Source organism: Devosia sp. (genome assembly GCF_028290625.1).
Taxonomy (GTDB): Bacteria; Pseudomonadota; Alphaproteobacteria; order Rhizobiales; family Devosiaceae; genus Devosia.
In genome coordinates, this window is record NZ_JAQGJM010000008.1 from 173,903 (window position 1) to 194,960 (window position 21,058).

Annotated in this window: 17 protein-coding genes; 9 read left to right on the forward strand and 8 right to left on the reverse strand. The window is 63.6% G+C overall.

Features of this window, described 5'->3' with window-relative positions; translation table 11 throughout:
- Positions 1-2: 2 nt before the first annotated feature.
- Positions 3-743: an ATP-binding cassette domain-containing protein gene (locus JWR51_RS03000; RefSeq protein ID WP_299743458.1), complete on the reverse strand. Its 741-nt coding sequence runs from the start codon at positions 741-743 to the stop codon at positions 3-5.
- A gap of 273 nt (positions 744-1,016) precedes the next feature.
- Here JWR51_RS03000 and JWR51_RS03005 point away from each other — a divergent pair, with 273 nt between their 5' ends.
- From JWR51_RS03005 to JWR51_RS03015, 3 genes are all read left to right on the forward strand, one after another.
- On the forward strand, positions 1,017-2,009 hold the full coding sequence (locus JWR51_RS03005; RefSeq protein WP_299743461.1) for a substrate-binding domain-containing protein: 993 nt from the start codon (positions 1,017-1,019) through the stop codon (positions 2,007-2,009).
- A gap of 105 nt (positions 2,010-2,114) precedes the next feature.
- Entirely contained in the window at positions 2,115-3,236 is a 1,122-nt protein-coding gene (locus JWR51_RS03010) for an XdhC family protein (protein WP_299743464.1), read from the forward strand.
- On the forward strand, positions 3,236-3,817 hold the full coding sequence (locus JWR51_RS03015) for a nucleotidyltransferase family protein (RefSeq protein ID WP_299743465.1): 582 nt from the start codon (positions 3,236-3,238) through the stop codon (positions 3,815-3,817). Before JWR51_RS03010 ends, JWR51_RS03015 begins: the two co-directional genes overlap by 1 nt.
- Here the strand turns inward: JWR51_RS03015 and soxA are convergent.
- From soxA to JWR51_RS03045, 6 genes are read right to left on the reverse strand one after another with little or no spacing between them, the layout of a single operon-like run.
- Positions 3,814-4,602: a sulfur oxidation c-type cytochrome SoxA gene (soxA, locus tag JWR51_RS03020; RefSeq protein ID WP_299743468.1), complete on the reverse strand. Its 789-nt coding sequence runs from the start codon at positions 4,600-4,602 to the stop codon at positions 3,814-3,816. The two genes, JWR51_RS03015 and soxA, sit on opposite strands and share 4 nt — an antisense overlap.
- On the reverse strand, positions 4,599-4,919 hold the full coding sequence (gene soxZ, locus JWR51_RS03025) for a thiosulfate oxidation carrier complex protein SoxZ (RefSeq protein WP_299743471.1): 321 nt from the start codon (positions 4,917-4,919) through the stop codon (positions 4,599-4,601). The genes soxA and soxZ overlap by 4 nt, the downstream gene beginning before the upstream one ends.
- 9 nt (positions 4,920-4,928) lie before the next feature.
- Positions 4,929-5,405 carry a thiosulfate oxidation carrier protein SoxY gene (locus JWR51_RS03030; protein WP_299743474.1) on the reverse strand — a complete coding sequence of 159 codons (477 nt, stop codon included), beginning with the start codon at positions 5,403-5,405 and terminating at the stop codon, positions 4,929-4,931.
- A 1-nt stretch (position 5,406) separates the two neighbouring features.
- Complete coding sequence (gene soxX, locus JWR51_RS03035) at positions 5,407-5,802, reverse strand: sulfur oxidation c-type cytochrome SoxX (RefSeq protein WP_299743477.1); 396 nt, start codon at positions 5,800-5,802, stop codon at positions 5,407-5,409.
- Between the two features lie 17 nt (positions 5,803-5,819).
- A complete protein-coding gene (locus JWR51_RS03040) occupies positions 5,820-7,094 on the reverse strand; it encodes an NAD(P)/FAD-dependent oxidoreductase (protein ID WP_299743480.1) in 1,275 nt (424 codons plus the stop codon).
- Complete coding sequence (locus tag JWR51_RS03045; RefSeq protein ID WP_299743482.1) at positions 7,091-7,405, reverse strand: c-type cytochrome; 315 nt, start codon at positions 7,403-7,405, stop codon at positions 7,091-7,093. The genes JWR51_RS03040 and JWR51_RS03045 overlap by 4 nt, the downstream gene beginning before the upstream one ends.
- Before the next feature lie 278 nt (positions 7,406-7,683).
- On the opposite strand from JWR51_RS03045, the gene JWR51_RS03050 reads away from it, so the two are divergent.
- From JWR51_RS03050 to JWR51_RS03060, 3 genes are all read left to right on the forward strand, one after another.
- Complete coding sequence (locus JWR51_RS03050; RefSeq protein ID WP_299743485.1) at positions 7,684-8,142, forward strand: (2Fe-2S)-binding protein; 459 nt, start codon at positions 7,684-7,686, stop codon at positions 8,140-8,142.
- A 10-nt stretch (positions 8,143-8,152) separates the two neighbouring features.
- Positions 8,153-10,405, forward strand: a complete 2,253-nt coding sequence (locus JWR51_RS03055; RefSeq protein WP_299743487.1) for a molybdopterin cofactor-binding domain-containing protein — start codon at positions 8,153-8,155, stop codon at positions 10,403-10,405.
- Between the two features lie 66 nt (positions 10,406-10,471).
- Positions 10,472-11,815, forward strand: a complete 1,344-nt coding sequence (locus JWR51_RS03060) for a cytochrome c (RefSeq protein WP_299743490.1) — start codon at positions 10,472-10,474, stop codon at positions 11,813-11,815.
- 59 nt (positions 11,816-11,874) lie between these two features.
- On the opposite strand, the gene JWR51_RS03065 is transcribed toward JWR51_RS03060, so the two are convergent.
- Positions 11,875-16,080, reverse strand: a complete 4,206-nt coding sequence (locus tag JWR51_RS03065) for a response regulator (protein WP_299743493.1) — start codon at positions 16,078-16,080, stop codon at positions 11,875-11,877.
- 357 nt (positions 16,081-16,437) lie between these two features.
- On the opposite strand from JWR51_RS03065, the gene JWR51_RS03070 reads away from it, so the two are divergent.
- The 3 genes from JWR51_RS03070 (at position 16,438) to JWR51_RS03080 (ending at position 21,055) form a co-directional block, all read left to right on the forward strand.
- Complete coding sequence (locus JWR51_RS03070; protein WP_299743496.1) at positions 16,438-17,439, forward strand: LacI family DNA-binding transcriptional regulator; 1,002 nt, start codon at positions 16,438-16,440, stop codon at positions 17,437-17,439.
- 457 nt (positions 17,440-17,896) lie between these two features.
- Entirely contained in the window at positions 17,897-19,819 is a 1,923-nt protein-coding gene (locus tag JWR51_RS03075; RefSeq protein WP_299743499.1) for an ABC transporter substrate-binding protein, read from the forward strand.
- 246 nt (positions 19,820-20,065) lie between these two features.
- Positions 20,066-21,055 carry an ABC transporter permease gene (locus tag JWR51_RS03080; RefSeq protein WP_299743502.1) on the forward strand — a complete coding sequence of 330 codons (990 nt, stop codon included), beginning with the start codon at positions 20,066-20,068 and terminating at the stop codon, positions 21,053-21,055.
- Positions 21,056-21,058 lie beyond the last annotated feature (3 nt).

The following is a 21,058-nucleotide window of genomic DNA, read 5'->3' on the forward strand; positions in this document are numbered from 1 at the left end:
GCCTAAACCCGTTCGATTGCGCCAGTGATGAGGCCGGTGACCTCTTCGGGTGAGCTCTCAGCGATCCTGCGGTCCGCCACCATACGCCCGCGCCGCAGCACGATGACCCGGTCGGCCACGTCGAACACGTCGGGCATGCGGTGGCTGATCAGCACAACGGTCACGCCCTGGTCGCGCAGCCGGCGGATCAGGTTGAGAACCTCGGCCACCTGGCGCACCGAGATTGCGGCTGTGGGCTCGTCCATCAGCACGACCTTGGCGTCAGAGAGCCTGGTGCGGGCGATGGCGACGGCCTGGCGCTGGCCGCCGGACATGCTCTTGATCAGGTCGCGCGGCCTTGTCTCAGATTTCAATTCGGCAAAGATTTCGCCGGCGCGCTTGTACATGCGGGCATAATCGAGCACCCGCAGGGGGCCGAACCAGCGATGCACTTCGCGGCCCAGAAATACGTTGGCGGCGGCCGTCAGGTTGTTGCACAGCGCCAGGTCCTGGTGGACGATTTCGATGCCATGGCGGCGGGCGTCGACCGGACGATGCAGCGACAAAGGTTGCCCGTCCATGCGCATGGTGCCTTCGCTCGGCGGAAAATTGCCGGCGATCATTTTGACCAGCGTCGACTTGCCGGCGCCATTGTCGCCCATCAGCCCCACCACTTCGCCCGCTTCCAGCGAAAACGACACGTCGTTGACCGCCTGGATGGCGCCGAAATGTTTGGAGATGTTCGCCAATTCCAGTATCGCCACTCTCAAGTCCCTCTGCGCGCACGATACCGGCCCCGCTCAAGATGGCGGGTTTGGCAGGCGACTAAGCTATCCGGCTTCTCCTCCCAGGATGAAGACGTCGCCCAGCTTATGCAAATGGGCGAGCAGGCGTCAACTTAACGCTTGAAAAATAAACCTATTGTTCCGTTGACGGCGATAGCGGGGCGATATTAGCTGTGCGCCGGAGACCGAGGAGGCCGTAGTATCGAATAGTTTCGAGCTGCGGACGGTTTCTGCAAATCATCGGGAGGAAACATGAAAAAGATCGTTCTATTTGTGGCCGTGGCCGCGCTCGCCTTGAGCGGAAGCCAGGCCTTTGCTGCCAAGAAGCAACTGGTTATCGTGGTCAAGGGCCTCGACAACCCGTTCTTCGAAGCCATCCACCAGGGCTGCCTGAAGTGGAATTCCGAAAACGCCGACAGCGAATACGAATGCTTCTACACGGGCCCCGCATCCACTTCGGATGAAGCCGGCGAAGCGCAGATCCTGCAGGACATTCTGAGCAAGCCTGATACGGCGGCCGTCGCCATCTCGCCCTCGAACGCCCCGTTGATCGCCAACACGCTCAAGAGCGCCGCACCGACCATTCCGGTGATGACGCTGGACGCCGACCTGACCAAGGCTGATGTCGCCTTGCGCAAGACCTATCTGGGCACCGACAACTATCTGATGGGCCAGAAGATCGGTGAATACATCAAGGCTGCCAAGCCAGATGGCGGCACCATCTGCACTATCGAAGGCAATGCCGCTGCCGACAATATCCTGCAGCGTGCGCAGGGCATGCGCGACGCCCTGACTGGCCAGAAGGGCCTGGCGGCTCTGGCTGGCGAAGGCGGCTGGACCGAAGTTGCCGGTTGCCCGGTGTTCACCAATGACGATGGCGCCAAGGGCGTTCAGGCCATGAGTGATATCCTGGCCGCCAATCCCGAGCTCGATGCGTTCGGCATCATGGGCGGCTGGCCGCTGTTTGGGGCTCCGCAGCCCTATCGCGACCTGTTCAAGCCCCTGGCTGACCGCATTGCCAGCAACGACTTCGCCATCGGCGCTGCCGATACGATCGGCGACGAGGTTGCCATCGCCAAGGAAGGTCTCGTGACGGCCCTGGTCGGCCAGCGTCCGTTCGAAATGGGCTACAAGGCTCCATCTGTCATGATCGACCTGATCGAAGGTAAGCCAGTTGCAGACCCAGTATTCACCGGCCTTGATGAATGCACCAAGGACACCACGGATACCTGCATCCAGAAGTAAGGCATTTGCCTGATCTCTGTTGGAGTTATGTCAGGGCGCGCCACCATGGTGCGCCCTGATTTCGTTGGCGGGGGTGGCATCCATCCTACTGATGGAAATCGAATATTGATCATTGGCAAATGGCAGGTCGCCGATCTTTCCAACTGTGGCCGCTCGGCTTACCAATTGGGGATGTCCGATATCCTGACCCAGCGCGAAACTGCTCCGGCGGGCCGTCACAGTGGAGCCAGTCTCGAGACCCTGCGGCGGGAGGCCGAAATCGGCGGGCCCTATGACGTGGGGCTCGATCCGGACGATCCGGCCTCGGTGTTTCAATTGCTCGAGATGGGGCGGGCGCAGGGCATTGACGGCGCGCTGCTGACGATCGTCGAAATATCGGGCGGGGCGCCGCGGGCGCTCGGGGCACAGATGGCGGTATTGGCCGATGGCCGCTATTGCGGCTATGTGTCGGGCGGTTGCGTCGAGGCGGCGGTGGCGGGCGAGGCGATCCGGGCTATCGGGGCCGACAAGGACGAGGTGCTGCGCTTCGGCACCGGCTCGCCGTTTCTCGATATCAAGCTGCCCTGTGGGGGCAGCATCGACGTGCATGTGCATGTGCGGCCCAAGGCCGAACTGGTTGATCTGGCGCTGTCGTCGCTGGCTGCGCGCACGCCGTTTTCGGTGGCGTTCAATCCGACGGCCGGCGCGGCGCATTATCGTGAAGGGTCCGGCAATCGCGACCGCAGCGAGTGGCAGGGTTTTGACTTCGTGCGGCATTATCATCCGCTGACCAAGCTGATCCTGATCGGGGAGGGGCCAGAACTGGTGGCCGTGGCGCGGCTGGGCCGTGCGGCGGGACTGCCAGTGTGCGCTTATATGACCGCCGATGCGGGCTCGGCTGCAGCGGTGCAGTTGGGGGCCGAGGTGACGGTGCTCAATGGCGCCACCATGCCGGCGCTGCCGGTCGATCCCTATACGGCGGTCATTTTCCTGCTGCATGACCGCTTCAAGGAAAGCCGGCTGATGGAGGCGGCGCTGAGCTATGACCCATTCTATATCGGCGCGCTGGGGAGCCGGCGCACCCATGCGGCGCGGGTGACGCGATTGCATTCGGCGGGTGTTGCCGATGAGCGGATCGAGCGCCTGCACGGGCCGATCGGGTTTTTCGGGCCGACCCGCACGTCGTCGTCGCTGGCGCTGTCGGTGCTGGCGGAAATCACCGATGCACGCATGCGGCTGGACGGCTAGTGGCCGAACTGGGCGGCACGGCGCTGCTGGTGCTCGCTGCCGGCCTGTCGCAGCGGTTTGGCGAGGGCAGCAAGCTGATGGCGCCGCTGCGGGGCAAGCCGCTGGGGCTACATATCGCGGATACCGTGGCTGGGGCGGGGTTTGCGCGCAAGCTGGTGATGTGCCGGCAGGGCGATGCGGTTTTGCAGGCGGCGTTCGCGGGCAGGGGCTTTGAGGTCGTGGTCAATCCCGATAGCGGGCGGGGGCAGGCGTCGTCGCTGGCGCTGGGGGTGAGGGCGTTGGCGCGGCGGAACCCGAAGGCGATTTTGGTGTGTCTGGCTGATATGCCGTTTGTGACTATGGGGCACTTGGAGACGGTTGCCGGGGCGCTTGGCAATGACATGAACGTCGTTGCGTCGCGTTTGCCAGCCGGGCAACCCAGTCCGCCGGCGGCTTTTGCGCGGGTGCATTTTGATGCGCTCACGCGGCTGGAGGGGGATAAGGGTGCAAGGTCGCTGCTGGCCAGCGCTTGTCTGATCGACGCACCGGCCGAAGTGCTGGCCGATTTCGACACGCCGGGGGATTTTGCCAATCTGGGCTAGCGGCGAACCGCCGGTGTTTCGATCTTCAGCACCTGGCCGCGCCAGCGTTCGAACAGTTCCAGATCGACATATTCCTGCGACCCCGCCGGGTAGGGCTCCGCCCGCACCGCTTCGTTGCACCAGGCGAACATGCGGTGGGTGGAGCCCATGGTTTGCCAGAGCGCGCGGTAGATGGGGAAGCCGTTGACTTGGCCCTGGCTGATCGACTCGCCGCGCAGGTGGTCGCCGGCGTGCTGTTCGTGGCAATTGGCGCAGGAGAGGTTGAGCTGGCCGCGGCGCTGGTAGAAGAAGGCCTTGCCGCGTTCGAAGCTTTCGGCGGCGGGGCCGACGATCGCCACGGACTGTGGCAGGCCCTTGGACTGGGCGGAGACTAAGGCGGTGATCGAGAGCAGGGGCTCGGATTCGTAGGGGAAATCCGACTCACCCTGGCGCTCGCGGCGGCATTGGTTGATTTGTTGTTCGAGGTTGATGACGTGGTCGGCCTCGGCTGAGTAGGCGGGGTAGCGGGTGGCGACGCCACGCATGGCGGTTGCCGCATCGCCGTGGCAACTGGCGCAGGATTTGCCGGAGGCGACCTTGGTATCGTCCCAGATAGTCTGGCCTTCTTCGACCCAGAGCAGGCCGGGATTCGCGAAATCATCGTCCTGCAATTGCTGCACTTCGGTTGTCATGAAGTCATAGCCGGAAATGGGCTTCTGCGTCGGCACCTGGTCGGACGCGAACACCGCGGCGAAAGTTGCCACGATGCCGGCACAGGCCAAAATGGCGACGAGGGCGCGGTTCATGTCACGTCGAGCTGCTCGGTGGCGGTGGTTATGGTGCCGTCCTGGTCGACCCAGCGGAAGTCGACCGGGCCGGATTTGGTGGCTTTCAGATAAAACGAGAAATAGGGGTTGGCCGACAGGCCGGGCTCCAGCTTGACGCTGAACACTTCGCCACCGTCATAGGTGCAGGTGAAATCGGTGATGATCTCCACCGGAATGGCGGTGCCCTGGCTATCGAGGCGGAAGCCGTTTTCCATCGGGTGCTGGATGATGGCGCGGATTTCCACGGCATCGCCGGCCTTGGCGGTCTTGGGGACGCGGATGCGGGTATTGGGCATAAGTGTCTCCTAGTACCGCAATTGCAGGGTGTCGCAGGCGCCAACGGTGACGAGGACGCGCACTTGCGTCTGCCACACGGAGCCGTCGCTCAGTTCGGCCATGGCGATGACGTCCTGCGTGCCGCTCAGGCGCATATTGGTGCTGAATTCGGCGGTCGCCGCCTTGGGGCCGAAGGTCATGATGGCGATCAGCGGGCGCGGGTTGCGATTGGCGAAGACGACGACGCGCTTGACTCGCTCGGTGTTGCTCATCGGGCTATCGACGGTCACGGTCAGCGGCACGGTATTGCCGGTTTCGGCGAGAGGGGGCAGCTTGAGGGTGATCTTGCCGTCCCGGCGTGGCGTGTGGCCAAAGGTGTCGGTGATGGCTTGGGCGACGCTGGCGTCGTCGGCGCGCACCGGCATGGCCAACAGCATGACGCCGGCGCCGAGCCCGGCGAGAACGCCGCGGCGGCTCCAGTTCGCGCTATCGCTTTGATCGGTCATCTCAATTGCCTTTCAGGGTCAGCAGGAAGGCGATCAAGTCCTCCACCTGCTGGGCCGTCAGAATGGTCTTGCCGGCGTATTTTGTCTGCACCCGGGTTAGCCCCTCGGTGGCGAAATAGGCCGGCATCAGCGTATTCGGATCGAGCGTCGTGGGATTGACGATGCGCTGCCGCAGTTCTGCGGCGGTGAGCCTTGAGCCGACGCCATCCAGGGGCGGGCCGATATCGCCGTTGGCCCCGTCGGGGATTTCGGGCACCGGAATGTGGTGGCAGATCGAGCAATTGCCGAGGTCCGAATTGACCGCCACGGCCTTGCCGCGCGTGGCGTCGCCCGGCACATCGGTCAGCGGCTGGGCGATGCCGGCCTGTGCCAACGCCATGCCGGGTGCCAGCAGCATGGCGGCCAGACTGGCGGCTAGCCGAACATTTCGGCGGTGATGTTTTCGTACCATGAATGGGCGTATTTCGCCTCGGTTTGATGGACTTCGTCGGGCGCGCCAACGGGGGTGAACCGGTTGTCATCGAACACCAGATTGATAGTGTCGCCCGCCACCTCGAACACGTCGACCACCTCGAAGGCATAGTCGGCCTTGGCGAAGCTGTAGCAGACGTTGATCAACTTGGCGGGGCTGAACTCGGTTCCGGCGATATCGGCCAGGATGGCGGCGCCGCAAGCCTTGGCCTGGTTATTGGCACTGAACCCCGATTTCGGCATGGCGCCCGCAATGGTGGCGTCGCCGAGTACATAGACGCCCTTGTGGACCGTGGATTCGAAGGTCGCCGGATTGATGGAGCAGAAGCCCTGGCCGGCGTCGAGCCCGGCATCGATGGCAATCTTGCCGGCGCGCTGAGCGGGGATGATGTTGGCGACCGCCGGCTGGTAGTCGTCGAAGCTGGTGGAGACGGTCATGCTGGCGGTATCCACCGACATGACGATGCCGGACTGTGAGCCGGGAATCCATTCCACCATGCCCGGATAGAGGTTTTCCCAGGCCTCCTCGAAGAGGGGCTGCTTGGCGAAGCTCTCATTGGCGTCGAGGATCATGATCTTCGACTTGGGCTTGGACTGGGTCAGGTAATTGGCAATCAGGGTGGCGCGCTCATAGGGGCCGGGCGGGCAGCGGAAAGGCACGGCGGGCACGCCGATGACCACCAGCCCGCCATCGTCCATGGCTTCGAGCTGGTTGCGCAACAGCGTGGTCTGCGGGCCGGCCTGCCAGGCATGCGGCATGATTTCGGCGGCCTCGGCGCTGTAGCCCTCGATGCTGTCCCAGACGAACTGGATGCCGGGGGAGACCACCAGATAATCATATTGCAGCACGGTGCCTCCGCCCAAGGTGACGAGTTTCTTGTCGGCGTCGATGGTGGTGGCGGTATCATGCACAACGGTGACGCCGGCGGCGGCGATACTGTCATAGGTAAAGGTGACATCGGCGATGGACCAAAGTCCGCCGATGACGCCATTGCTGAAGGGGCAGGTGGTGAACTGCTTGTCGCGCTCGACCAGGGTCACCGACAGGTCGGGACTGTTGCGGCGCAGATAGCGGGCGATCGAGGCGCCGCCGAAGCCGCCGCCGATAACCACGACCTTGGCCGCAGTGGCGGCGCGGGCGGGGCCGGACATCAGCATGGGGGCGGCCAGCCCGGCGGCGGCTGCGGCGACGAAATCGCGGCGCGATAATTTGATCATGGTGTGGAGCTCATGGCGCTGAAATAGGCGGCCAAGGCGGCGATCTCGCCGTCCGTATAGCCGCGGGCAATGCGGTTCATGATGGTGGCTTCGTTGGGGGCATCGCGGAAGGTTTTCAGCAATGCCACGAGGTCTTTTGCGGGTCGTCCGGCCAGACTGGGCACGGCGCCGACGCTGCGGCCCTGCAGGCCATGACAACTGGTGCAGGCCTGCGCCAATTGTCCGCCGGGGGAGGTTTCCTGCGCGCTGGCGGGAAGTGCGCCGAGTGATATAGGCGCCATAAAAATCAGGGCTATCAAGGCTATGCGCATGCCGATGCCCCTCCCGAGGCAGCGAAACCCTAGCCCAATGCGATGGGGGAGGCCAGGGTGTTAGGACTGTTGCTCAAGCGTCGATATGTTCAATTGAACATATCGGAAGTATTCAATCAATAACGCAGTTTACGCGCCAAGTCATCATCTGCAAAGAGCGCTATTTCCACTGACGCTTATTGGCAAATCAAAGGTCGCAAATCTGGATCGGTACTAAGAACGGTTCTAAGCTTGGGGCAAAATATGACCTGCGATGTTTGCCTGTTGAGGAGGTTTTTATGGCTGTTAATTTGATGATCAACGGTAAGGCGACCGAGGTCGATGCCGATCCGCAGACCCCATTGCTCTGGGTATTGCGCGACCATCTGGGGATGACCGGAACCAAGTTCGGCTGCGGCATTGCTCAATGCGGCGCCTGTACGGTGCATATCGATGGCGTGGCGACGCGCTCCTGCCAGTTTCCGCTGGAAGCCGCCGAGGGCGTCAAGATCACCACGATCGAGGGACTGAGCGCCGATTCAAGCCATCCGCTGCAGAAGCTGTGGGTCGAATTCAACGTGCCGCAATGCGGTTATTGCCAGACCGGCATGCTGATGGCCGCCGCGGCGCTGCTGGACGAAATCCCCAATCCAACCGACGCGGATATCGATCAATACGTGTCCAATATCTGCCGTTGCGGCACCTACACGCGCGTGCGGGCGGCGATCCACAAAGCCGCCGACATGATGAAAGCTTGAGGAGGCGGTCATGAACGAGATCAAGACGACGCGGCGCAATTTCATCATCTCCTCGCTGGCCCTGGGTGGCGCCCTGGTGATCGGCACGCGCGCGCAGGCCGCCATTGTCGATGCCGAGCCGTGGGACCTGGCCAACCCGGCCGGCAGCGTCGAATTCACCCCCTGGCTGACCATCAATGCCGATGGCAGCGTCATCGTGCGCGCTACGGCGGTGGATATCGGCAACGGCACGCTCACCCAGATCGCCGCCTATATCAAGGAAGAGCTTGATCCGGTCTGGGACCAGATCAAGCCGCAATATGCCTCCACCAATCGCGATTACTTGGAGGAGAATGTCTACTCGAACGCCAATGTGGGCGGGGCTTTGGCCTATTTCAGCGGCCGCTCGACCGGGCCGGCGCGCATGGACACCTATATGCAGGTTGCCGCCAGCGCGCGTGAGCGGCTCAAGGCCGCGGCCGCGGCCGCATGGAGCGTGCCGGCCGGTGAAATCACCATCACCGAGGGCGTGCTGAACCATGCTTCGGGTAAGTCGAGCGGCATTGGGGAGTTCGTGCAGGCGGCGGCGGCCATTCAGTTGGCCGAGGAGCCCAAGCCCAAGGATCGTTCGGAATGGACGTTCCTGGGCAAGAAGCATCCCGGCAAGGTGCAGCTTCCGCAGATCGTCAATGGCAGCCTGATCTATGGCGTCGACGTCATCGTGCCCAAAATGGTCTATGCGGCGCTGCGCCAGTCGCCGGTGATGGGCGGCACGCTCAAGAGCTTTGATGCCGATGCGGTCAAGTCGATGCCGGGCGTGTTGGCCGTGGTCGCCGTCAAGCCGGGCGACAATGTTCCCACCGACCTCAAGCCACCATTCCCGTTTGGCGTGTCGACCGCCCAACATGCGGTGGCGGTGATCGCCGAGCATTATTGGCAGGCGCGCACGGCGCTCGATGCGCTGCCGGTCGAATGGGACGACGGCCCGGGCGCGCAGTGGAAAACCACCCAGCAGATGAACAATGCCGCCATCGCCGCGCTCGACAAGCCGGGCGAGAAGGTGGAAGTGAGCACCGGCGATTTCGATGGTGTCTTCAAGGCCGCCAGGAAGACTGTCGAGGGCACGTACCTAACCCCTTATTGCGAGCAGGCGCCGATGGAGCCGCTCAACGGCACGGCCATGGTCACGCCCGAGCGGGTGGATTTCTGGCATCCGTCGCAGCATTCGCAGATGGCCTATATGGTGGCGGCCGACGAGACCGGGGTTAAGCCCGAAAACGTGTTCTTCCACCAGACCTTTGTGGGTGGCGGGTTTGGCCGGCGCGTGTTCTCCGACGATGCGCGCATGGTTGTGGCCGTGGCCAAGCATTTCCCGGGCCGACCGGTGCATGTGATCTGGTCGCGTGAGGAAGCCACGCGTCAGGGGCGCTATCGTCCGCTGATGGCGGGGCGCCTTTGGGCTGCTTTGGGTGATGATGGATATCCGACGGCGCTGCAAGGGCGGGTTTCGGGTGGTCCGGGTTTCTTCGTTTCGGGCATCAACGATACCGCCATTACGGCGCTGCTGCCCAATGTGCAGATCGAGTCGCAGACGGTTCCGTTCCATATCCTGACCGGGCCGTATCGCGGCCCCGGCTACAATTCCAATGCCTTCTTCATCGAGACCTTTCTCGATGAATGCGCGGTGGCGGCGGGCGTGGATCCGATGGAATACCGGCTGCAGATTTTTGGCAAATGGGCCGATATCGGCTGGGCCAAGTGCCTCAATGAGGTCAAGGCCAAGTCCCGTTGGGGCGAAGCGCTGCCCAAGGGGCAGGGCCGTGGCGTGGCCATTGCCAATTGGGGCATGGGCGGCAAGGCCGATGCCGGCACGACGGTGGCGACCGTCGCCAAGGTCGAGGTCAGCAAGGAAGGCGTGCTGAAAATCCTGCAGATCGACCTGGCCTTCGATACCGGCCGCATCGTCAACGAGGACGCAGTGCGCACCGAGCTTGAAGGCGGGACCATGTTCGGGCTGAACATGGCGGTCAATGAAGGGCTCAACATCAAGGACGGCCAGATCGTTGAGGGCAATTTCGACGAATATCCGATGCTGCGCATGGCCGACATGCCGGCACAGATCAACGTGCACTTTGGCGGCCTCAGCGACAACCCGCGCTTTAACGAGATCGGCGAGCCGCCGGCGGGCGTGATCGGGCCGGCAGTGGGCAATGCCATCTTCCAGGCGACCGGCACGCGCATTCGCCAGATGCCGTTCCGCACGCAGGACATGAGCTGGTCCTAGGTTGCGATAGATGCCGGCGGCCCCAGCGGCCGCAGGTTTGGTTTTCATCACGGCGAAGGGGATACCGTGAAAATCCTGCGTATTATCGGCATTATCATTGTCGTCGGCATCGTGCTGTTCGTGGGCTTGGCGTTCCTGCTCAACCAGCGGCCATCCAGCCCGTTCGATGAGGTCGCGGCGATTACCGCGCCGCAATATCCGGTCGAGGAGGCCAGTTATGTGGCCCGGCTAGCCGATTGCGTGGCCTGCCATTCACTGCCGGGGGAAGCGCCGTTTTCGGGCGGCTTGCCGATGGGCAGCCCGCTGGGCGTGATGTATGCGACCAATATCACCCCCGACAAGGCAACCGGCATCGGCAATTACACGCTGGCCGATTTCGACAATGCGGTGCGCCGCGGCGTCGCCAAGGATGGACATCGCCTCTATCCGTCCATGCCCTATCCCTCCTATTCCAAGATGACCGACGAGGACATCAAGAAGCTCTACGACTACTTCATGTTCGCCGTGGAGCCGGTGGCCAAGCCCAATCAGGAAACCGGTATTCCGTTCCCGCTCAATATGCGCTGGCCGCTGGCGTTCTGGAACGCCGCCTTTGCCCCGACCAAGGTTTACGAGAACAAGCCGGAGCAGAGCGCGGAATGGAACCGCGGCGCCTATCTGGTGCAGGGCGCAGGCCATTGCGGCAGTTGCCATACCGAGCGGGGCCTGGCGATCCAGGAAGTGGCACTGGACGACAGTGGCGATGCGTATCTGTCGGGTGCTTTGCTCGATGGCTGGCATGCCTCGAACCTGCGCGGCAACCAGGCGACGGGCCTGGGCCGCTGGAGCGAAGACGATATCGTGCAGCTGCTCAAGACCGGTCGCAACAAGCATGCCACCGTGTTCGGCACCATGCTGGAAGCGTTCAACAACAGCACGCAGTTCATGACCGATGAGGATTTGAAATCCATCGCGGTTTACCTGAAATCGCTGCCGCCACACGGCGCCGATCCGCAATGGACCTATGACGATGCCACCAAGGTGGCGTTTGCCGGCAATGACATGACCGCACCGGGGGCTTCGCTCTACATCACCCAGTGTTCGAACTGCCATGGTCGCGACGGGCTGGGGCGTGGGGCGTTGCAGCCGCCGCTGGCGGGCAATCCAACAGTGATCGGGCACAACGCGGAGTCGATCATCAATATCCTGCTCAACGGGGCCGGTCGCATGGTGGTGGACGGAGTTCCCGACTCCTACCGCATGACCCCGTTCCGGGTGCTGCTGCGTGACGATCAGATCGCCGAGATTGCCACGTTCATTCGCTCGAGCTGGGGCAATGATGCGCCCGCGGTGACGGCGGCGGAGGTGGCCAAGCTGCGCGAGGATACCGACCCGACCAGCGATCACGTGATCATTCTCAATATGCGGTAATTCGGAATCCGACAGGGCGGTGGGGCAGCGCTGTCCCGTCGGGCGATGAACAGCGGTGGCTAACCGTGCACCAGGCCGGCTTTGAGCCGGGCGAGGCCAGCCAAAGCGGCCGGCAATTTCACGTCGTCATAGGCGCTGCGGACCGCTTCGATCATGGCGGTTTCCACTTGCCCGTCGAGCAAAGCCGAGAGCTGCTTCAGCATGGGGTCGGCGGCATCGTCGCCGCGCGCGACGAGCGGTTCCACGGTGGCGATCAGAGCCAGGGCGGTCTCGCGATCGCCGCCCGAGTGGGGCGAGGTGGGCTGGGTGCCGAGCGCCAGCCTGACGCCGATGGCGTCGAGCACGGCCTGCAGATGTTTTCGGAACTCGAGTGCCAGCGTGTCGATATCGCGATCGCCATCGCGGGCGGCATGCTCCAGTTCGCTGGCGGCGGCCGTGAGTTGGCGCGCCTCCATGGTGGTGGCGGCAGCCTTGACCAGTTGTGCCAGCGCCTCGGTTTCGGGCAGGTCCTCGGTGCCGATCAGGTTGCCCAGCTTGGCGGGGATATCGGCGAAGTCCCGCACGAAGCCGCGCAGCAGGCGCTCGAGGCGCTCCGCATCGCCGTGCAGGCGCCGCAAGGCAGTGTCGAAATCGGGCGCGACCACGGTGGCGACCGGCCGTGTGCCGGCGAAGATGTCGGCCAGGACGCGATAGAGCTGCGTCTCCTCGACCGGCTTGATGAGGTGGGCGGTCATGCCGGCGCCGCGTCCGGTGTCGCGATCCTCAATCGCGTCATCGTCAGTCAGCGCAACGATGGGCAGGCGCGTCCAGGCCGGATTGCGGCGGATGCGGCGCGTGACTTCCCGGCCGGCCATGTCGGGCAATTGTATGTCCAGCAGCACGGCGTCATAGGCACGGCGTGCCAGCCGCTCCAGCGCCTCACCGCCGCTGGCGGCGGTATCGACCGTCACCCCGGCCAGTTCCAGCAGGTCGGTGACGGTGTCGCGGTTGGGCGCATTGTCGTCCACCAGCAGCACGCGCCGGTCGGTTAGCGCCGCCTTGGCCTGGGCGGCGGCGTCATCGATCGGCAGCAGGCCGGCGCGGGCGCCATCGCCGGCGGGCGCGAAAATATCCGTCAAAGCATCGAGCATCATGGACTGCGTCACCGGCTTGATCAGCAGCCCTTGCAGGCCAAGCTGATCCACTCGCCGCAGCAAGTCCTCGCGGCCGTAGGTGGTCGCAATCAATATGACTGGCAAATTCTTCAGCGCTATGTCGGCGCGCAGGCGGCGGGCCAGTTCGAGCCCGTCCATGCCCGCCATGCGCCAGTCGATCAGCACCAGGTCGAAGGGTTCAGCCGCCTCCGCCGCGGTGTTGAGGGCGGTGAGCGCATCGCTGCCCGAGGCGACGGTTTGCGGCGTCATGCCCATCCCGTCCAGCATGTCCGAAAGGATGGTGCGGGCGCTGGCATTGTCGTCGACGATGAGGACGCGGCGATTGCCTAACGCTGTGGCGGGGGCCGCGATTGCCTCGTCGGCGGGCTGCAATGCGATGGTGAAACGGAACGTCGTATCGCGCCCGGGCCAGCTTTCGATGACCATGGTGCCACCCATCTGTTCCACCAGCCGCTTGCAAACGCTCAGGCCAAGCCCGCTGCCGCCATGGCGCGGCGAGCCGCGCGACGCTGCCTGCTCGAACGGACGGAACAGGCCGGCGATCTGCTCGGCATCGAGCCCGATGCCGGTGTCGCGGACGCTGAATTCCAGCAGCGGCGCCCCGTCATCTTCCGGCAGGCGATCCACCGAGACTACGACTTCGCCGGTTTCGGTGAACTTGACGGCATTGCTCACGAGGTTGACCAGCACCTGCGACAAGCGCTGTTGATCGCCCCGCAGGCTGCGCGGCACGTCGGCGCCGACGGCGAAGGCCAGCTCGATGCCCTTTTCCTCGGCCCGCAGCGCGGTGGCGGCGGACACGGCGTCGAGCACCGCCTCCAGCGTGAACTCGCTATCGTCCAGCTCCAGCCGTCCGGCCTCGATCCGGGAGAAATCCAGCACGTCGCCGACAATCGCCTGCAGGCTCCTCGTGGCGGTGTCGATCTTGTCGAGATAGTTGCGCTGCTTGGGCGCCAATTCGGTTTGCAGCGCCAGCCGGGTCATGCCGACCACCGTGTTCATCGGCGTGCGGATTTCGTGGCTCATGGTGGCCAGCAGGTCTTCCTTGGCCTGCTCCATGGCGAGCATTTTCTGCTCGGCCTGCCGCAGCGCGTCGCTCGATTGGCGCTCCGTGGCGATGTCGCGCAGCACGCCGTCCCAAACGGTGGTGCCGTCCGGGCGAACATGCGGCACCGCGCGGCTGTGCAGCCAAATGACCGTGCCATCGGGGCGCGTGACATTGAACCGGCAGTCGAACATTTCGCCGGACTGACGCGCGCGCTCGAATTCGTGCAGGTAGAACCGCCGCTCGGATTTGGCCATGGTCTTGGGGAAGGCGTCGCGATCGGCCAAGAGGGTCGCGGCTGACACGCCAATCAGCGCCTCGATGCCGGCGCTGGCATCGGTCAGGACGAAATGAGCGTCAGTCCATTCGAAACTGTAGATCGCGCCGAGCGGCAAGGCCCGCGCCAGGGCCGCCACGCGGGCGCTTGCCTCCTCGCGCTCGGACATGTCCTGCAAGGTGCCGACGACGCCGATAATGGCGCCCCCGGCGTCGCGCTCGGCATGGCCGCGCACATTGGCGAGGAAACTGGTGCCGTCGGGCCGCAGATATTGCACGTCCAGCGCATAGGGCTTGCCGGTCTTGAGGCAATGTTGCACCGCGTTGGTGGTCCCATCCTGGGACTGCGGCGACAGCAATTGTTCCAGGTCCGCCTGGGTCAGCGCCGGGGCGTCGGGGTCGCTGTCGTTCAGCTCATAGAGCATGTCCGAGGCGAAAAATTGCTGGGTGGCGCGGTCGAAACGCCAATTGGCCAGCCGCACCAGCTTTTCGGTGCCTTGCAGCGCCGCCTTGGTGCGGTTGAGCGCCTCATTGGCGCGCTGCGCCTCGGTCACGTCCAACACGAAGCCGCGCAACCGCTTGGGCAGGAGCGCCGTGGCTTCGCTCAGGTGCACGGTACAGGAGACAAAGCGGATTTCCCCGGTGGGGCGCACAACGCGGAAATTCAGCTCCAGCGGCGCCTGTGCATGCTGGGCCATGGAATTGAAATCGAGCAGGTGGCGATCCTTGGAATGCACCCGGCTATGGAAAACGTTGGGACCGGTCAGGCTGCCGGGCTTGACGCCGAAAATGGCGCTCAGGCTGGCATCGCCCTGCAGCGTGCCGGTATCGATATTGAATTCCCAGATGCCCAGCCCGCTGGTGCCGGCGGCGAGTTGCAGGCGTTCGCGCACATCCTTGATGACGCCCTCGGCCTCGAGCAGGGCCACCCGGCCCTGGCGCAGCGCCGCGTCCGTCATATGGCTATCGGTGACGTCGACCATCACGCCGACCGTGCGCACCGGCGTGCCATCCAACACCCGCGCCGACGAGCGAACCCAGCGCGTTTCGCCATCGGGCCGCACTAGGCGGAAAACCACGCTGCTCGCCGCGCCGCCGGCATCTTCGGTCAGCCCGAGCAGGTTGTCGTCGGTGATGCGCGCCGTGTCGTCGGGGTGGATGAGGCGCTTGAAATCCTTGAGCGACGCCGGCGCCTCGGCGCCGTCGAGCCCAAGCAGGCGATGCCATCCGGCGTCGCCCTGCAGCAGGTCGGCGCCGATCTCGTAGTCCCAGGCGCCAAAATCCACCATATCGGCAGCCAAAAGGCCGATTTCGCGTTGCCGCCGGTTTTCGCCTGCCATCTGGGTCCGCTCGGCAAGGGCGGCGATATTGCGCAGATGGTCTTCGATATTGTCGCGCACCTGCGTCGCGAGCCGCCGGTGCAGCGAGGTGAACGTGCGCAGTTCCGCCGTCAGAACCTCGATGACGCCGAATACCGTGCCGTTCGGCCAGGTGATGGGCAGGCCCAGATAATCCTTGATGCCCTGGGCGGCCTCGGAACTGCCGGACCATTGGGGGCTGGCCACATCCAGCGTCGAGCGCTCTCGCGCCACGTCCTGATACAGCAGCTTGGAGCCCTTGACGGCGACGCGCATGCCTTCGCCGGGCAGGGGCGAGCCATAGGCGATGATGACTTCGGCCTCGCTGCCGGACAGGCTCCAGATGCGTCCGTCGCACATGCCCATGGTTTCGGCCAACGTGCCGAGCATGCCGCGCCAGCGCACCCGCGTGGCGGCGTCGACCGGCGGCATGGCCTGCGCATCCCGTTCAGCGTTGCTCCACTGTTGCATGATCCGCTGGCCCTCTCCACTGAGTGGCTGTTGGTGGGCAATCGTCTGTCCGCTATCACGCGGACGAAGAATCACTACTTCTGCTTGCGTGCCGGCTTTGGGCGTAGAAAACGATATCGCGTTGTCTTGCATCATTGGATTGACGGGTCAGGGCGCTGTTCCGCGAGAATCGCAGGCGATCAGGCGGTCTATGGGATCATAGTCCGCAGTTCCGCCAGGGAAGACAAGCCGCTCCCACCCAAGCATTTCCGCTTGTACACCTCAAAAAACGCAAATATTGCAAGAGGAACATTTGATCCCGATGGACAGGTTTAGGCAATGGCCCCGACGCGGCGTGCAAACCAGGCAGATATAGCCGAGCGGCTGGGCGTATCGGTCAGCACGGTGTCGCGGGCGCTCGCCAACGAGATCGGCATCAGCCCGGCGGTGCGGCAGGACGTGCAGCGGATGGCGCGGACCCTGGGCTATAAGAGCAAGCACGCGGTGGGCATCACCACCGACAAGCGGGCCGTGGCCCTGGTGCCGCTGGGCAGCGCTACCAGCGGGCTGTCTGGATTCTATTTCGGCATTGTCGAAGGCATGAAGACGGCGGCCGCCGAGGCGGGCATGCTGCTGGACGTGCGGCTGGTCAACGAGTCGGCGGTGACGCTGGACCTGATCAAGCGGCAGATCGCACAGGCCGATGCCAATGGCGTGCTGTTGGCCGGCATCGACGCCTGGGACGGGCTGGCGGCCTGGTGCGCCGAGGCCAATGTGCAGGCGGTGCTGGTCAATGGCAGCGATCCGCAAATGCGCCTGAGTTCGGTGGCGCCATCCAATTTCTACGGCGCGTTCCTGGCGACGCAGCGGCTGCTGGACGCCGGGCATCGGCGGATTTTGCACTATACGCATCAGTATCGGCCCACCATTTTGCAGCGGCAACGGGGATTCGAGGCGGCGATCGCGGCCACGCCGGGGGCGGTGGGGAGCATTATCAATACGGCGGAGCGGGCGACGGCCGACCTGTTGGCGGATCTGCTGGCGGGCAAGCACGACGTGACGGCGATGTTTAGCTGGAACGACATCGCGGCCGTGGAAATGCTGGAGGGGCTGTACGGCAGCGACAGCTCGCTGCCGGCCAATTTCTCGATCATCGGGTTTGACGACTTGCCGATTGCGGGGATGGCGACGCCGCGGCTGAGCACTGTGCGGGTGGATCGCGAAGCCATCGGACGGGGCGCGGTGCGGCTTTTGGCGCAGCATATGGAGGGAGAGCGGGCCGTGCAGCAGTTGGAGGTTGGGGTGTCGATTGTGGCGGGGGAGACGGTGTTTTCGGTTTAAGGGCAGTTCTGCCAATACCCAAACTATCCCACCCACGGTGTCACCCGGCGAAGGCCGGGGTCCGTCTCCTGAGATCGCGCCATGCGCCGCGAGGTCTGGCAGTCGGACACCGTCACCTTGCGGCCGTGAGGGTAACTCGGGATGGCTTCCGGCTCGCGCCGGAATGACACCGAGTGTGAGAAACGCATGTTCGCCAAAGCGAGTTTGGGTGTCAGAACTGTTGATGGGGCGCGGGCCCGAGCACGATTTTTCGGCCTCTTAGCTATACTCCCCGTCCAATCCCACGCCCGTCCACACCCTATCCCGCTGACTCCCCAACGCAAATCACGCAAAATTGCGTAAATTGCGTGATTTGCGCAAAATACTTGCGAAAGCGCAAATTGGCGGCTAACTTGCTCGACGTGCCACAAGGCGCCGGGCCGGGGAACAGACGGCCGCGAGGGAGAGGATTTTCATGATGAACAGCCGACTTTGGCATGGCGCATATGCCGGCCGCGTCGTTACCGGCGCACTCACCGCCGTTCTGATGCTGAGCACCGTAGCGCTGGCGCAGCAGCAATCGCCCATACTCGATCCATTGGTGGCGGACGGCACGTTGCCGCCAGTCGCCGAACGCCTGCCCACCAATCCGCTGGTGGTGACGCCGGTCGAAACCGTCGGTAAATACGGCGGCACCTGGCATTCGGGGCTGCGTGGCGGGCTCGACAACGCCTGGATCGGGCGCACCGTGGGCTATGACGGGCTGGTTCGCTATGACCGTGAATGGAACAAGGTCATCCCCAATCTGGCCGAAAGCTGGGAAATCAGCGAGGACGCCAAGACCTATACCTTCCACCTGCGCGCCGGGCTCAAGTGGAACAATGGCAAGCCCTTCACCAGCGCCGACATCGCCTTCGCGGTCGATCTGCTGCATGAACCCACCTATGCGGGCGGCGGCGGCTTCGTGAAGAGCCCGCAGAACCCGGTCAGCATCGAGGTGGTGGACGACACCACGTTCAAATTCGTGTTCGAAAAGCCCAATGGCGTGCTGCTCGACGAGTTGGCCAGCATCAACGGCCTGACCATCGTGTCGCTGAGCAAGGACTATTGCGGCCAGTTTTATCCCAAGACCAATCCGAACGCTGCGGCCGATGCCAAGGCTGCCGGGTTCGAGACCTGGGAGCTCTACATGCAGGATCGTTGCTCCTGGGCCACCGAAACCATTCGCTGGGCCAATCCCGAGCTGCCCTTCATGAATGCCTGGATGGTCAAGGAGCCGTTGAAGGGCGACAGCACCCGCGTCACCTTCGAGCGCAATCCCTACTATTGGAAGGTCGATACCGAGGGTAACCAGTTGCCCTATATCGATACGCTCGAAATGCGCGTGTCGGATTCGCTGGAAGAGCTGACGCTGATGGCGCTCAATGGCGAGATCGATTTCCAGGATCGCCATATCAACACCATCATCAACCAGCCCATCTTCTTCGATGGGCAGGAGGCGGGCGGCTATCACCTGGGCACGGAAGTATCCTCGTTCTCCAATTCCATGGTGCTGCAGTTCAACCTGAACCATCCCGATCCGGCGCGGCGCGCCGTGTTCGGCAACAAGGATTTCCGCATCGGCATTTCCGAGGCCATCGACCGCCAGGAAATCATCGACGTGGCCTTTACCGGCCAGGGCACGCCATCGCAGGTGGCGCCGCGTCCGGAATCGCCGTTCTATGACGAGGAAATGAGCACGCAATATACCACGCTCGATCCCGAGGATGCCGCCAAGCATTTCGAGGCAGCCGGGCTCGGTGCCAAGAACGCCGACGGCTTCTACACCATGCCCGATGGTTCGCCGCTGGTGGTCACTATCGACACCATCGCCGCGCTGCATCCGGAATGGGTAGACATGCTCGAGATGATGCAATTGCAGCTCGCTGCGGTGGGCATCAAGGTCGAGATCAACAGTATCGATCGCACGCTCTATTACGACAAGCGGCCGACCGGCGATTATGACGCGCAGATTTGGACCGGCGACGGTGGCCTCGAAGTCATGCAGGAGCCGCGCTACTACTTCCCCTTCAGCCCGGAAAGCGTGTGGGCCTTCCGCTGGCAGGCCTGGTATAACGGCACGACGCCGGAAATCGCCGAAGAGCCCGCCGATTGGGCGAAAAAGCAGATGGAACTCTATACCCAGCTCCGCGCCGAGGGCGACGCCGACAAGCGAAGTGCCCTGATGAAGCAGATCCTGGCGATCACCAAGGAGAACTTCCCGGTCATCGGCATCAACCTGCCCGGCGACGGCTATTACCTGGCCAAGAACAATCTGCACAACATTCCGGACACGCTGAAGCAGGCCTACCTGTTCCCGACGCCGGCTCCCTATGATCCGTTCCAGTGGTACTTCGAGTAAAGTCCCTCTAACGGATCCCTCCCGCCCCTCGCGGCGCTCCCAATTGCCGCGAGGGGTTGAGAATTGACGGTGGCAGAGTTTTGCCACGCCCACGATGCGGCTCCTCCCCCTCGACGGGGGAGGATGGGTGGGGGTGTGCGGAGCCCGGATTTCACGATGGGGGCTAAACATCCCCCACCCTTGATCCCTCCCCGCAAGGGGGAGGGTGTCGACTGACAGATCGACAAATAAATTAGGAACACGCCCATGCTGGGTTTCATCACCAACAGGCTGATATCGATGGTGTTCACCATCTGGGCGGTGTCGTTCATCGCCTTTGCCATCATTCAGTTGCCGCCGGGCGACTATCTGACCACCTATGTGGCTCAGCTCAGCGCTGATGGTGATCGGGTGGATCCGGCTGCCATCGAGGCGTTGCGCCAGCAATATGGCTTCGGCGAACCCTACCTGGTGCAATACTGGAAATGGCTCGGTGGCCTCGTACATGGCGATTTCGGCCGCAGTTTCGAATGGAAGGCGCCGGTCAGCGAATTGATCTGGGGGCGGCTGGGCAATTCGATCCTGCTCGAAGGGCTGGCTGTCGTGGTGATGTGGCTGGTGGCGCTGCCTATCGGTATCTACGCCGCCGTGCGCAAATATTCGCTGGGCGATTATCTGGCGACCATCGGGGGCTTTTTGGGCCTCGCCATTCCGAACTTCTTCTTCGCGCTGATCCTGATGTATCTCAGCTTCATCTGGTTCGGCGAAACCATTGGCGGGCTGTTTTCGCCCGAATACCAGAATGCTCATTGGAGCCTTGGTCGCATCGCCGACTTTGCCGCCCACGCCTGGGCGCCGATCCTGGTGCTGTCAATGGCGGGCACGGCCGAACTGATCCGCATTCTGCGCGCCAACCTGCTCGACGAGCTGAAGAAGCCCTATGTGACCACCGCCCGCGCCAAGGGGCTGAGCGAGTTCCGCACCATCATGAAATACCCGGTGCGCGTGGCACTCAATCCGCTGGTCTCCACCATCGGCTGGCTGCTGCCGGCGCTGGTATCGAGTTCGGTGATCGTTTCGGTGGTGCTCAACCTGCCCACCGCCGGCCCGCTGCTGCTGCGCTCGCTCACCTCCCAGGACATGTACCTGGCCGGCGCCATCATCTTGCTGCTCGGCATCCTCACCGTCATCGGCACGCTGATCTCGGACCTGCTGCTGGCCTGGATCGATCCCCGTATCCGCTTCGGGAGCAAGTGATGG